The organism is Phormidesmis priestleyi ULC007 (assembly GCF_001895925.1).
Lineage (GTDB): Bacteria > Cyanobacteriota > Cyanobacteriia > Leptolyngbyales > Leptolyngbyaceae > Phormidesmis_A > Phormidesmis_A priestleyi_A.
The window spans coordinates 1-12965 of the sequence record NZ_MPPI01000023.1 but is presented as its reverse complement, the minus strand read 5'-3'; the positions used below and the strand labels follow the sequence as shown (position 1 = coordinate 12965).

Genomic DNA, 12965 nt, shown 5'->3' with positions numbered 1-12965 from the left:
TGAACTACAAATAACTAGATTTGCTCAAAATAACTAGATTTGCTCATCTCCTTAATGGTAGACAGGATATCAGGTGATGGCACGCTTAACGATACTTTGTAGGGCTTGAGCGATCGCCTGTCTCTGGGCAGCATCATATCCCCAGCGTTCCAAAAAGCTTTGATACTGCCCCGCCCCAGATGCAATGCTCTCTAACAGACTGTGAGTTTTGGTTTGAACCTGTGCAAGCTGAATTTGTTGAATCAGGTGAGTGGTTCGCCGCTGTACTCGTTCTGACCCTTGCGCCATGTCTAGATTTTGATTGCGTGTATGGGCAAGAATCATCGCGGTAGACATCGCCAGATTTTTCACCAGCAATTCAGATACGATTTCTGGCGACGATCGCAACCCCTCCACCACCACAGAAGAAGGATGATCTGCCAACGATCGCGGGTCAGTTAAATAAGTGACGAAGAACCCTCGTGCGCCATTTTCACTGGCAGCCAATGCCGCGATCGTCCGTTCAATTTCAGGATCAGACAGGCTCCCCTGCTCCATCTCAGCCAAAAGAGATTGAGTCAGCTCAATGGCATCTTCAAAAGAAATCGCGTCAGGAACTGGAAAAGTCACGTCGATCGTCATCTTTTTTCAAGGTCTACGGGTATGATTGTACTCAATTATGGCGATTATCTCTTCTAAGAAACAGCCATCAGAGCCAGACCGCTCCAATGCCCAGTTGGAGGATCTCTCTTTGCCCTTGCAGATCTCTGAATCGGGTCAGCGCCGCAGACAATCTGGGGTTGAGTTGGTGCGCCCAGAGTCAGAGCCAGAAGAACACGGCAAACCCGAAGAAGGGCTTCGACCTCAGAAGTTGAGTGATTATGTGGGGCAAAAAGACTTAAAAGATGTCTTAGATATTGCGATTCAAGCGGCCAAAGTTCGCAAAGAGCCATTAGACCACCTGCTGCTCTATGGGCCTCCAGGTTTAGGCAAAACCACCATGTCGCTGATTTTGGCCTCTGAGATGGGGGTGAATTGCAAAATTACCAGTGCCCCCTCTTTAGAGCGTCCTCGTGACATTATGGGCTTGCTCGTGACGCTGCAACCGGGCGACGTTTTGTTTATTGACGAAATTCACCGTCTGCCCAGAATTACTGAAGAGTTGCTCTATCCGGCAATGGAAGATTTTCGGGTCGATATCATTGGGGGCAAAGGGCGGAGTGCCCGAACCCAGTCGATTAAGCTTGCCCCTTTTACCTTAGTGGGGGCAACGACCCGCGTTGGAGCCTTGACTTCACCCTTGCGCGATCGCTTTGGTCTGATTCAAAAACTCCGCTTTTATGAACTCAACGAACTGGCGTACATCGTTCTCAGGACAGCATCTCTGCTGAATACGCCGATCACGACCGAGGGTGCCTGTGAGATTGCCCGTCGCTCTCGTGGCACACCCCGAATCGCCAATCGCCTGTTAAAACGAGTCAGAGACTACGTTCAAGTCAAGGCATCTGGAGAAGTGACTCAAGAAATTGCGGCAGAAGCGCTGGAATTGTTTGATGTCGATCCATGTGGGCTGGATTGGACTGATCGCCGCCTTCTGAGCTTTATGATCGAGCGGCACAATGGCGGCCCTGTCGGACTTGAAACTCTCGCTGCCTCAACTGGGGAAGACTCGCAGACGATCGAAGAAGTCTATGAACCCTATCTGATGCAAATTGGCTATCTCAGCCGCACCCCGCGTGGGCGCATTGCGACGGCGGCGGCGTGGAAACACCTGGGCTATCAGCCCCCCGACAGTCAACTTTCTCTCATGTCGTGAATCTGGAGTGATCGAATGCGTGGCTTGCTGCTGAAATCTTTTTTGGCTTTTTTGGCTTTTTTGCTGGTCGGGCTGATCGGGTTAGGTATCTCTCCCGTTTGGGCGGCTGAAGAAGTCGCTCCGTCTCAGCCCTCGGCGATCGATCTGTTTGAGCAATTGGGGGTTCTCAGAGAGCAAGCGTTTGAAGCAACAAATAAAGGCGATTTTGCCACGGCTGAGGGCTATTGGACTCAAATCATTGATCGCTTCCCTGACAATCCCGCTGCTTGGAGCAATCGAGGCAATGCCAGAGTTAGCCAAAACAAGCTAGATGACGCGATCGCAGATTTTAACAAAGCGATGGAGCTTGCCCCCAGTGCCCCCGATCCGTATCTAAACCGAGGTGCGGCTTTAGAAGGCTTGGGCAAGTGGGAAGCCGCGATCGCTGACTACAACCATGTTTTAGAGCTTGAGCCGAACGATCCGGCAGCCTACAATAATCGCGGCAATGCTGAAGCGGGTTTGGGCAACTGGGAACGGGCGATCGCTGACTTCCAAAAAGCCTCCAACCTTGCACCCCAATATGCCTTTGCCCGTGCGAACTATGCTCTCGCTCAGTATCAAATTGGGCAAACTGATGAGGCAGTCCGCACGATGAAAAACTTAGTTCGCAAATATCCCAAGTTTGCCGATATGCGGGCAGCCTTGACTGCGGCACTCTGGGTGCAGGGCAAGCAGGGCGAAGCCGAAAGTCAGTGGGTGTCTGCGGTCGGACTCGATCGCCGCTACAAAGACATCAACTGGGTGAAAACAACTCGTCGCTGGCCGCCCAAAATTGCCACCGCGCTTGACAAATTCTTAAACCTTCAGTAGCAGTTAAAGGCTTAAAGCCTCGTCAACTCAAAAACTTTTTCAGGCGTGAGTTCCTGCACGTTGTTTAAAACGACATCGGCTCCTGCTTGAAAGAGGGTGTTGACATAATGAGTTTGCTCGGCGTTTTGTTGAACGTGGGGTGGTAGAACTCCGACTGCGATCCAGATCCGATCGGGTTGCAGGGTTCGCGATCGCTCGATCGTAACCATATCCGCGACCGTATCTCCAACATAAATCACTGGAGTCATCTGTTCAGGCTCATTCTCAAGCCGTTGCACACTATCCAGTAGTCCGGCAGGGTTAGGCTTGCCCGGAGCATCCTCCATCGCGATTAAAACAGGAGATTGCAATCCCAATCGCTTTTCTAGCACGTAATTTGCAGAGGCCCTCGTCGCTCCGCTAAAAAAGCCCCAGCGAATTCCTGATTGAGTCAGCGAATCTAGATAGGCAGGTTCTAAAAGCAGAGGCTCAGCGCAGATATAGCCCGTCCAGTGTTCAGAATCAGTGCCGCGATATTTAGACTGAAAGAATGTTACTAATTCTTGATAGTTGAGATCGATCGAACTGCGTAGAGTTCCCTGTGCCTCAAAATATCGATACACTAGCTCCTGAGATGCCTCCCAGTCGTTATTCCATGCCCCTTCTGACTTGAGGAGATCGATTTCTTGAGAGGTCGGACGATAGGCATTTTGAGTAAAACGTTCCACAGTGTCAGCTAGAGCACGACGATAAGAACCACTGACATCCCGCACAACGCCATCAATATCAAACACCACGATCGCCGCTAATCTCTTCAATTCGGCATCCAGTTCTTGATTCAACACGCCTCTCTCCCAATGATCCAAAATTTAGTAATCTCTCCCATCTATAGAACAGTACGATAGAATAACTGATTGTAATCAAGCTTGGGATCGCGCTGGAGGTTTTGGATTGTCGAAGTTTATCTTAAAGGTTCTTTGGTTAGATGAGAACGTCGCATTAGCAGTCGATCAGGTGGTTGGTAAAGGCACGAGTCCTCTAACTTCTTACTTTTTCTGGCCTCGTAATGATGCCTGGGAGCAACTCAAAACTGAGTTAGAGAAGAAACACTGGATTGCTGAGGTTGACCGTGTTGAGTTGCTCAACAAAGCAACTGAAGTGATCAACTACTGGCAAGAAGAGGGCAAACGCCGTCCGATGGCAGAAGCTCAGTCGAAGTTTCCAGAAGTGACGTTCACCGGAAGCGCTTGAGTTTTGCCTCGTGGCAGAGCTTGAGTTTTAGATTAGTCGTCTAAATTAAATTAGCTTAAACAGCCCCGATCGTGAATGCCACAGGTTGGGGCTTGTTCTATGATTGGGATTAAATGGTTTTTGGCTCCCAAATCAGGCAAAATGTAAATAAAATGAGACTTTTATAATGATTTAATAATCTAATTACAGATCTTCAAGCCTCATTCTGAGAATTCTTTAACGATCGCCATTTATTAGGTAGGTAGCTTCATGTCTATGACCATTGCCCCCGATCAGGTAGAACGGATTGTTTGGAACCAACATCAAGATCCTTTTGAGGTGTTGGGGCCGCATCCAGTAGAGCGGGATGGCAAAACGGTCTGGGTCGTGCGAGTTTATCAACCTACTGCTGATGCTGCCTGGGTGATCTTGCCCGAACAGCGAGAAGAATATCCAATGCAGTCGGTTTATCATCCCCACTTTTTTGAATGCACGATCGACACGCCCGAACTCAGCAATTATCAGTTGAGAATCAAAGAAGGGGATCACGATCGCGTCATTTACGACCCCTACGCATTTCGCTCTCCCTTTCTAACTGACTTTGATGTTCATCTATTCTCTGAAGGCAACCATCACCGCATTTACGAGAAACTGGGTGCCCATGCGGTTCAGGTTGATAACGTTAAAGGAGTCTACTTTGCAGTCTGGGCACCTAACGCCCGCAGCGTCTCAGCGATTGGCGATTTTAACCACTGGGATGGACGCAAACACCAGATGCGGCGCGGTAAGACTGGGGTATGGGAACTTTTCATTCCAGAGCTAGGAATTGGCACTCACTACAAATACGAAGTTAAAAATCAGGACGGGCATATCTATGAGAAGTCTGATCCCTATGGGTTTCAGCAAGAGCCGCGACCCAAAACTGCGTCGATCGTCACCGATCTAGATTCCTATACGTGGCAAGACCAAGACTGGATGGAGCGTCGCCGCAACACTGAGCCTTTGATGCATCCCATCTCGGTCTATGAGGTGCATATCGGCTCTTGGCTCCATGCGTCTTCTGCCGAGCCTGCCAAACTCCCCAACGGAGAAACTGAACCCGTCGTCGTGGTTTCAGAACTCCAGCCCGGAGCGCGGTTTCTCACCTATCGAGAACTGGCAGAAAAGCTGATTCCCTATGTTAGAGATCTGGGGTTCACTCATATCGAGTTGATGCCGATCGCCGAGCATCCTTTTGATGGTTCTTGGGGCTATCAAGTCGTCGGTCACTACGCCTGCACGTCTCGCTATGGCACCCCCCAAGACTTCATGTACTTTGTGGATCAGTGTCACGCCAACGACATTGGAGTGATTGTCGATTGGGTTCCGGGTCACTTTCCTAAAGACGGTCATGGTCTGGCCTTCTTTGACGGCAGTCACCTTTATGAACACTCTGATCCTCGCAAAGGCGAACACAAAGAGTGGGGCACGCTCGTTTTTAACTACGCTCGTCACGAAGTTCGCAACTACCTGGTTTCTAACGCGCTCTTCTGGTTCGACAAATATCACATTGACGGAATTCGCGTGGATGCCGTTGCGTCGATGCTTTACCTTGACTATTGCCGCGAACCCGGCGAGTGGGTGACGAATCAATATGGCGGTCGAGAAAACATTGAAGCCGCAGACTTTTTGCGTCAGATGAACCATACAATTTTCAGCTACTTTCCGGGGGTGCTGTCGATCGCTGAAGAATCCACGTCTTGGCCGATGGTTTCGTGGCCCACCTACGTTGGTGGCTTAGGCTTTAACCTGAAGTGGAACATGGGCTGGATGCACGACATGCTCGATTACTTCAGCATGGATCCATGGTTCCGGCAATTTCATCAAAACAACGTCACGTTTAGCATGTGGTATAACCACAGCGAGAATTTTATGCTGGCGCTTTCCCATGACGAAGTAGTGCATGGTAAGAGCAACATCATCGGTAAAATTCCCGGCGACGAGTGGCAAAAGTTGGCAAATATGCGCTGCCTTTATGCCTTTATGTTTACTCATCCCGGCAAGAAAACGCTGTTTATGAGTATGGAGTTTGGGCAGTGGAGTGAGTGGAATGTCTGGGGCGACTTGGATTGGCAGCTTTTGCAATCTGAGCCACACCAAAAGCTCAAGCATTTTATGGAAGCTCTCAACACCACTTATCGCAGTGAACCCGCTCTCTACACGCAAGATTTTGCAGAGCCAGGGTTTGAATGGATTGACTGTAGCGACAATCGGCATAGTGTGGTTGCGTTCATTCGTCGGGCTAAAGACTCTGATGAATTTGTGATTACAGTTTGCAATTTTACCCCGCAGCCTCATAGTCACTATCGAGTCGGTGTCCCAGAAGCCGGGTTCTACACAGAACTCTTAAACAGTGATGCTCGTGAGTATGGCGGCAGCAATATGGGTAACTTGGGAGGAAAATGGACTGAGGAATGGAGCTATCATGAGCGACCTTACTCGATCGACCTCTGTTTGCCCCCGATGTCTACGCTAGTTTTGAAGCTCGATCGGGCAAAAACTCAAGCGGCACTCAAAGCGCAAGGCTAATCACAAGGGTTGCCTGCCCGCCCCGGACGGTTTTCTCCAGTTCGCATGGCTCCAAGTAATGTTGAGACGATAACGCACCGCTTGACTTGACTGTTTGGGGCAGAGAGCGTAACCCTTCCTAGACTCCCCTTTACTTCACCATAATGGCTAAATCGAACTCTGTAAATTTCGTTCGATTTGAGTAAGGTGGTCTCCTCATTGAGTTGAACGCCTTCGCCCAAGCTGTTCCACGGCAGACTGTCAGAAGCCGTGAGAGTAGCTGGGTGAATTGCCCACTCGACTCTGCCGCCTTTAGATTGGAGGCTGACTTGTTGGTCAACGCCCTTTAATTTCGCGGTAGTTTGCGCTTGACGTAGAATGTCAAAAACTTGGCTTTGAGCGGTGTTTAAGCGCTGATGGTTGAGAAACGATATCCAAGAAGGTGCCGCGATCGCAAAGAGAATTCCAACAATAATCAGAACAACCAGAAGTTCTATCAGTGTGAAGCCTTTAGCTCTACTAAAACGATGGATATGGGAATTCATAGAAAAACTCTAAGCGCTGTGATCGTCTGGCTTAGAGTTCCCAAAAATTATCTTTAGTTTTGATTAATTGTGGATGCGATCGCTAATTACACGTGAGTTCGACGAGTTTTTTCGCTTCGTTCTCAGCGGCTTCTGCCCCCTAAATCCCCCAATTTGGGGGACTTCCAGCCAAAATTTTCGGTTCAAAGTCCCCCAATTTTGGGGGATTTAGGGGGCTTCCCGAATTCATCATCGGAGTGAACCACTTCTATCGATTCACGCTAATTACAGTCACCATCTTCTGCTGAAGTCATTGCCCCTAACAGCGTTGTAACTTTGACACAACGCTTAGGGCTTTTAAGTGTTGCGGCTTGAATCGTGATCGTATATGGCGTAGCACCTATGTTTGGATTGACATTGCCGTAGGTGTCAAAGATGATCGCGCCCTTATCGGTTTCAGTGCCTTTGTCTGGTTTTCCAGCGATCTTAATGGCTCCTGCCTTGATGTCACCATTCCCCAAAACTTGCCATCTTCCATCTGAAGTGTTGACACCAGTAATGACACCACTTGGGGTTGAAGTGTTGTCAAGCACAGGAACGACGATTACTCTCGGCTGCTGATTTGTGGTGGTTGTGTTGTCAAAGACGATCGCTCGACTGACTTTGGTTCGTTTTGCATCAGCTTGAGCCGATCGCAATATTTCAAACACTTGCCCTCGTGCGGTTGAGAGGCGTTGGCGGTTTAGAAAGCCCACCCAACTTGGGGCAGCGATCGCAAACAAAATGCCAGCCATGATAATGACAACTAGCGCTTCGATTAAGGTGAAGCCTGCGATCGATCGTTTTGAACGGTTCCTCTTTTTCATGTTCCTTCTCTCAGTTGAGGCACGAAAGCAGCAGATGACTAAATTCTCTTGTCTAAAGAGCCGCGTGTCATCACACGGGTTTGCATTGAAATAGGAACATTACTCGTAGTGAGCGGAAGTCCCGGTCTTCCAGCCGCGTTGCCTTGCAGGAAAATAGAAACCTCCTGGTTTAAGTTGCCGTTGCTTTCTGCACCTTTGACACAGACATAAAAGCCTCTATTGTCAGTCGAGCTTGGCGTGAGTACGTATCCAGGCGTGACTGGGTTTGTGACTGGAACCGATGGACAAACAGCATTGGTAGTAAGAGTTCCGTTGGGTAAGCCTTGTTGATCGACAGATAAGCCTTTTTGATCCACAAAATCGACGAGTACCTGAGTATTGCTGCTGTTAGAAATTGGGGTTCCTCTGGTTGGAGCTTCTTTGCCTTTGGCATCAAGGGGCCAACTCATGAAAGAGACATCACCGCCTGCTGGAAAACTCCAGCCAGATGTCACTTTGTCCTTGGTGTCTGCGCTATAGATATATTGAGGAAGTTGATAGCGCTTAATTCTGGCTCTACCGCTCCAGGGTTTGTCATTTTCCTTCGAGTCTAAGGAATAAACAACTAGCGTATACATTCGACGAGAAACACAGGGAATCCCACTAATCGGAATGAGCGCCGCATCCTGCTTTGCCTTGTCTTGCTCGGAGAATGCTGTGGCGTTCTTTTGACAAAGCTTGTCAATGTCTGGAGGTAGAGGATCAACACGCCAAAATGCCAGGACTGGAAGATTGTCAGCCCCGGCAGTAGGCAGATATTTAAGTAAGCCTGAACACGTGCTACCCGATGGATAGCTATAAGCGCTATTAGTTAGACAGTTGCCATCGTAGACATAGACAGCTTCACGCAGATCGCGCCCAATATAGTCGAGTGCCATCTGCATTTCGCGCTGGGTGTCACTGCGGGCAGATTCTCGCTGGCTAGTCTGCAATAGCTGCACCACCAAAAAGAGCAAAATGCTGGTAATAACGCCGCCAATAAACATTGCGACTAAAAGTTCTATCAGTGTAAACCCTGCTGATTTACGCCTCTTAGAAGATAGACGGAGGCGCTGACTTCCTTGTTTAAACCATTTTCTAGCCATTGTTTTTCAACCTGATTCAAGCCTTCTGATTATGTGTAAACAAGTGATGTAAGAACCTCTAGCACTGTCCTGCACCAGCAGTTGGGCAAAGCTTCCTGTAAAGATCTAAGTTTTTGCTGGCGTTGCTGCGAACGATCGTGGAGTATTGCACCGCCAGAGGGCGAGTTAGTTGGTTTCCAAGCCCATTAGTGCCCTTTAAGCTAGCTTGCGTTGTCTCAGCTTTGCTGCCGATTAAGTTAGGTTCAGCCACGATCGAGTAGACTCTAACCCCCATCACAAATCCTTCAGGAATAGCGCTGCCTGTCACTGGGTTTCCATCACCATCAAGCCCAGTGCTGCGGAAGGTTTGCATCAGAAAGTTAGGTTTGCAGTCATTAGGATTCTCAGGATTGGGATCGGTGTTGATCTGGATGTATTCACCCAGTGCGGGTGACTCGCCATTATCTGGATTTGTTTTACAGCTCGGATTCACAGTTACAAGACCACTTTTGGCACTGGTGGGGGCAGGAACACTATTGGCAACGCGAATGTTGTCTGCACCGACAGGAGGTAATAGCTTGATAGTGGCTTGTCCCTGATCGACAAGCGTGCGGACGCGATCGATTTCACCTTGAGCGAGTTGTAAGGCTTGTTCGGCTCGGCGATTTTGAACACGGGTGCCTGTTGCCCAAAAGATCGGAGGGGTGATGCTGACGAGCGTGATAGAGACTACCACGATCGCCACCAACCCTTCGATCAGGGTTAGACCCTGATCCGATCGTTGCCTAGAGGCTGCTATTTTTTGGGTCAGACTCAAGCTGAAGCTGAGGGCAAAACCGGGAGCAAGCCATTTTTTTGTAGGTGTTACTGACATGTCATGCTCCTGATTGTTTGGGACAGTTGACTTCAGCAGGTTTAGGAGGACCAAAATTTGGATCTGCGACGGTTTTAGCAGCGTTGCAAAGCATGTTGATGTAAGGGTCGTTGACAGCAGGTTCGTTATAGAACTCGTTGCGGCTCTTGCTAGAGGTAACGAAACGAGTGGCAGCAGGGCCTGCCGGACTTAATTGCAGACCCACGTCATAACCCCAAATCCGAGCGGGGGCGATGTAGTACTTGATGTTCTCCTTACTGAGATCAGTATCAGTAATCTCCCAACCTTCAAGGTCATAGGGGGCGGTTCCATAGTTGCTAAAACTAAGCTGTAAGAAAGAGCCACTGAAGTTCAACGGGACACTGTTGTTCCATGTCTCAAGGAAACGCGGAAAGTTGTGTAACCCGCCATAAGATTGATCTTTGCGAGATGGAACAATGCCACTCACCACAGTAGCGTTAACTCTAGTTTGCTTGGCTGACATCAACTTTTCGCCATTGTCACTGAGCGGATAGTAACTATTAACACCAAACCTAGTTCCATAAAGGACAGGACGAGGTAAGGCAGGCTTTTTGCCCGCTCCAATGGTGGATTGAGGAGCCTCGATTAAAGGTTGACCTGCGCGAGAGATTTTGATGGGTGAGGTGAAGTCAGCCCAGTAGTTAGCGGCGGCAGTGAAATTTCGCTGAGGCAAGGTTGCATTAGAGGAGTTTTCGCGTACCCAATCCCAACTCACACTTTTACCCAGTACCGTTGGAACAGGTAACTCTTTCTGAGAAATGTTGCGGTTGTGGAATGAAGTGTAACCTTTGCCCGTGCAGCCAGGACCGAATAGCCCAGACTTAGCAGCGTCGCCATACTGATCGCGGAAATAATTTTGTCGTTGAGCATTATCAGGAAGAAGGCTGAAGTCAGCGATCGGACTTGCAGTTTTCTTGCTCAAGTCGGGCCCGACGAAGGTGTCAGCAATGCTGCCATCGCAGAAGTCATTCGAGAGGATACCAATGCTGTCTGCCAAAATTTCAGAAGGTCGCCAACGGTCTTTGGCTGAAGCCGAGAAGTTAGCGTAGTTAGTTGTTTTGCGTCCGTAAAATTTGCCCTCGTCATAGGGAGCGTTATCGGGCAACTGTTCAACAAACTCTTCTAACCGATCGCCTTTTGCATCTTCTGAGCCAGTTGTTTGATGAAGATTAAAGTCTCCTTGGATATAGACAGGTTGATCGGTGAAGAAGGACAACCCACGAATGTTTTTAGCGGATTCTAAGAGCGAGTCTTTGCGCTTGACCTCGGAGCCGTTGCGTAGGCGGAAGCCATGCACTCGCCGTTCAGGGTCAGGTCTAAAGTCTACTGCCTTGGTAGAAATGCCACTGGTGAAATCGGGATCTGTGGGCTTGGCTGGGTTTCTCAAGTCTGTGTCTGTGCCAACCGGACGGACGATCGCGTCTTCACGAATTGCATCTTCGCGGAAAGCATAGATGATGCCGCTTTCGGGCAACCAAACATCTGAGCCAATGCCACTGTTGCGGAGCATTCCTAAATCGATGTCAAGTGATCGCATCAGCATGACTTGGCGACCGTCAAAGAAGGCCCGATCGAGGAATGGAACCGCAACCTTATCGCCATTGGTTGACAAGATAATGTTTGGCGAAACATTAGGCCCACCGCTTACAGGTGGTTCAGATTTATTCAGTGGCGCTGTGTGAGGCAGGTTCCAACTAGCTAATGGCTGAGGAGTGAGGGCGATCGCTGACCCCAGCGCATAGTCAGCTACTGGGAATGGAGTCGTGTCTGTGTATGGGTAGCTGCTGAGTACAGGTGTCGCACTAGCAGCCGCGGCAGTAGGCGTAGGCGGCGAGACATTTAGCGTGTAATCGGGAGTTCTAAGGAGCGTTGAAGTGCCAACTACCTTAAACGTCACATCCCCATTAACACTCGCATCTTTGACATAGGCATCTTTGACATAGGGTTCTTCATCAGTTGTGGCTCTACTGTCGCTTTTTGCCAGAATATCCGCAGGTGTCGCAGCAGCTAAAACTTCGGCCTTTAAAACAGATCCGGGTTGCCTGTGATCGTAGATCGGAGTTCCTGGCTCTAATGCACCCGCTAACTTGTGATCTGTTTCTGGAAAGATGTAGTAGAGGGCAGGAAACTTAGGAAGCACCCATGCTCTCTTAGTGGGATCATCAGGGTTGTAGTTAGTGGTATCTAGAGCACCACATAGGCGAGAGAGGGCTAATCGATATCTACCTTCGTCTCCTACCGTTTGGCCCGCAGCATTAGGTTGAGTTAAACTGGCAAACTTAAAATCGTCTGGGTTACAAGCAGATGGCAATACGTACTTCTTGCTATTTGCTTGACCCACATAGGAGCCAAAGGCAGGAGAAGAACGGAAGCCAAACGCTCGATCGCGGCGAATCTGATACTTGAGCATGATTAGCTCTGCCATTCTCACCCTTGGATCAGTCATCACCTTGGCTAACGCTTCTTGAGTAGTAGGTAATGCGGTGAAGGCTGGGTCTTTCAACAAAATTCGTTGCTTTAGGGCACCAATCCAAGCCTCTGGAGGAACGTCTCTATAATCTATGTCCTTGGGTAGTCCGGTGAGTCCCGTTCGAGGACTGTTAGGGTCGTAGTCTCTACTGGCCATTTGACCCTTCGGCAAAACTTCTCCATCACTCTCGTCACCATTCATCAGCCCCTGAAGCTCCTCGGCTAACTGCGTTAGAACGAATGTGTTGTTGCCAAAGTAGTCATAATCATTATTTACGTTGGTCGGGTCAAACTTTTGAATTTGGTCGATGTTGTATGCCAAGACCCCGATCGTGCAGGAAGCCGTTTGCAGATAGGTTTTATCAGCAATGCTGAGGTCTGCGTAAGCCGTGCCTGATGTGAGTTTGGCTAACACTTGTCGCAGCTTAGAATAATTTCCCCACATGCTCAAGGCTGGGTAAGGATGAACGACTGCGGCCTTAGTCGGCTTAAGTGGAAACACCCCATCTGGATCTCCGGCAAAGTTAGCGAGGTTTTGCAGTGCAGTCCGCAATGGGCTAGTAGAAGTATTCATCGCAGTTTCAAACGCAGCCGCAGTGCCACTAGGAGCCGAAAACTCCAGGGCAAACGCATCTTATTCGGTCAGAATCTTGAGTAAGTAATTCTCATCCCAGCCTGCTCGCAGTCGCTTGTTCTTGATGCCTA

At 49.2% G+C, this 12965-nt stretch carries 11 protein-coding genes; 4 read left to right on the top strand and 7 right to left on the bottom strand.

Translation table 11 applies throughout. The features are described 5' to 3' along the window. Positions 1 to 69: 69 nt before the first annotated feature. The gene (locus BRW63_RS17620; protein WP_073073491.1) at positions 70 to 621 is read right to left on the bottom strand and encodes a hypothetical protein; all 552 of its coding nucleotides are present in this window, start codon (positions 619 to 621) and stop codon (positions 70 to 72) included. A 37-nt stretch (positions 622 to 658) separates the two neighbouring features. On the opposite strand from BRW63_RS17620, the gene ruvB reads away from it, so the two are divergent. Both ruvB and BRW63_RS17610 read left to right on the top strand, forming a co-directional pair. Then, complete coding sequence (gene ruvB / locus BRW63_RS17615; RefSeq protein WP_073073489.1) at positions 659 to 1795, top strand: Holliday junction branch migration DNA helicase RuvB; 1137 nt, start codon at positions 659 to 661, stop codon at positions 1793 to 1795. A 15-nt stretch (positions 1796 to 1810) separates the two neighbouring features. Beyond that, on the top strand, positions 1811 to 2647 hold the full coding sequence (locus BRW63_RS17610; protein ID WP_083583036.1) for a tetratricopeptide repeat protein: 837 nt from the start codon (positions 1811 to 1813) through the stop codon (positions 2645 to 2647). A gap of 11 nt (positions 2648 to 2658) precedes the next feature. On the opposite strand, the gene BRW63_RS17605 is transcribed toward BRW63_RS17610, so the two are convergent. Further along, positions 2659 to 3471, bottom strand: coding sequence for a TIGR01548 family HAD-type hydrolase (locus BRW63_RS17605; protein ID WP_223257418.1), 813 nt, complete (start codon positions 3469 to 3471; stop codon positions 2659 to 2661). Positions 3472 to 3577: 106 nt separating this feature from the next. Here BRW63_RS17605 and BRW63_RS17600 point away from each other — a divergent pair, with 106 nt between their 5' ends. Next, on the top strand, positions 3578 to 3877 hold the full coding sequence (locus BRW63_RS17600; RefSeq protein ID WP_073073487.1) for a 30S ribosomal protein PSRP-3: 300 nt from the start codon (positions 3578 to 3580) through the stop codon (positions 3875 to 3877). Between the two features lie 249 nt (positions 3878 to 4126). Beyond that, positions 4127 to 6424: a 1,4-alpha-glucan branching enzyme gene (gene glgB, locus BRW63_RS17595; protein ID WP_073073485.1), complete on the top strand. Its 2298-nt coding sequence runs from the start codon at positions 4127 to 4129 to the stop codon at positions 6422 to 6424. Here the strand turns inward: glgB and BRW63_RS17590 are convergent. The 5 genes from BRW63_RS17590 to BRW63_RS17570 form a co-directional block, all read right to left on the bottom strand. Continuing rightward, positions 6421 to 6948 (bottom strand): prepilin-type N-terminal cleavage/methylation domain-containing protein, encoded by a 528-nt coding sequence (locus tag BRW63_RS17590; protein WP_073073484.1) that lies wholly within the window; start codon positions 6946 to 6948, stop codon positions 6421 to 6423. The two genes, glgB and BRW63_RS17590, sit on opposite strands and share 4 nt — an antisense overlap. 260 nt (positions 6949 to 7208) lie before the next feature. Then, positions 7209 to 7793, bottom strand: coding sequence for a type II secretion system protein (locus BRW63_RS17585; RefSeq protein WP_073073482.1), 585 nt, complete (start codon positions 7791 to 7793; stop codon positions 7209 to 7211). Positions 7794 to 7831: 38 nt separating this feature from the next. Continuing rightward, a complete protein-coding gene (locus BRW63_RS17580; protein ID WP_073073479.1) occupies positions 7832 to 8917 on the bottom strand; it encodes a PulJ/GspJ family protein in 1086 nt (361 codons plus the stop codon). A 58-nt stretch (positions 8918 to 8975) separates the two neighbouring features. After that, on the bottom strand, positions 8976 to 9770 hold the full coding sequence (locus BRW63_RS17575) for a type IV pilus modification PilV family protein (RefSeq protein ID WP_073073478.1): 795 nt from the start codon (positions 9768 to 9770) through the stop codon (positions 8976 to 8978). Position 9771: 1 nt separating this feature from the next. Beyond that, complete coding sequence (locus BRW63_RS17570; protein WP_073073476.1) at positions 9772 to 12834, bottom strand: hypothetical protein; 3063 nt, start codon at positions 12832 to 12834, stop codon at positions 9772 to 9774. Positions 12835 to 12965 lie beyond the last annotated feature (131 nt).

Bases quoted from the DNA above. Each gene is read 5' to 3' on its own strand.
- BRW63_RS17620 (WP_073073491.1), bottom strand. From the start codon at position 621: ATGACGATCGACGTGACTTTTCCAGTTCCTGACGCGATTTCTTTTGAA.
- ruvB (WP_073073489.1), top strand. From the start codon at position 659: ATGGCGATTATCTCTTCTAAGAAACAGCCATCAGAGCCAGACCGCTCC.
- BRW63_RS17610 (WP_083583036.1), top strand. From the start codon at position 1,811: ATGCGTGGCTTGCTGCTGAAATCTTTTTTGGCTTTTTTGGCTTTTTTG.
- glgB (WP_073073485.1), top strand. From the start codon at position 4,127: ATGTCTATGACCATTGCCCCCGATCAGGTAGAACGGATTGTTTGGAAC.
- BRW63_RS17590 (WP_073073484.1), bottom strand. From the start codon at position 6,948: ATGAATTCCCATATCCATCGTTTTAGTAGAGCTAAAGGCTTCACACTG.
- BRW63_RS17585 (WP_073073482.1), bottom strand. From the start codon at position 7,793: ATGAAAAAGAGGAACCGTTCAAAACGATCGATCGCAGGCTTCACCTTA.
- BRW63_RS17580 (WP_073073479.1), bottom strand. From the start codon at position 8,917: ATGGCTAGAAAATGGTTTAAACAAGGAAGTCAGCGCCTCCGTCTATCT.
- BRW63_RS17575 (WP_073073478.1), bottom strand. From the start codon at position 9,770: ATGTCAGTAACACCTACAAAAAAATGGCTTGCTCCCGGTTTTGCCCTC.
- BRW63_RS17570 (WP_073073476.1), bottom strand. From the start codon at position 12,834: ATGAATACTTCTACTAGCCCATTGCGGACTGCACTGCAAAACCTCGCT.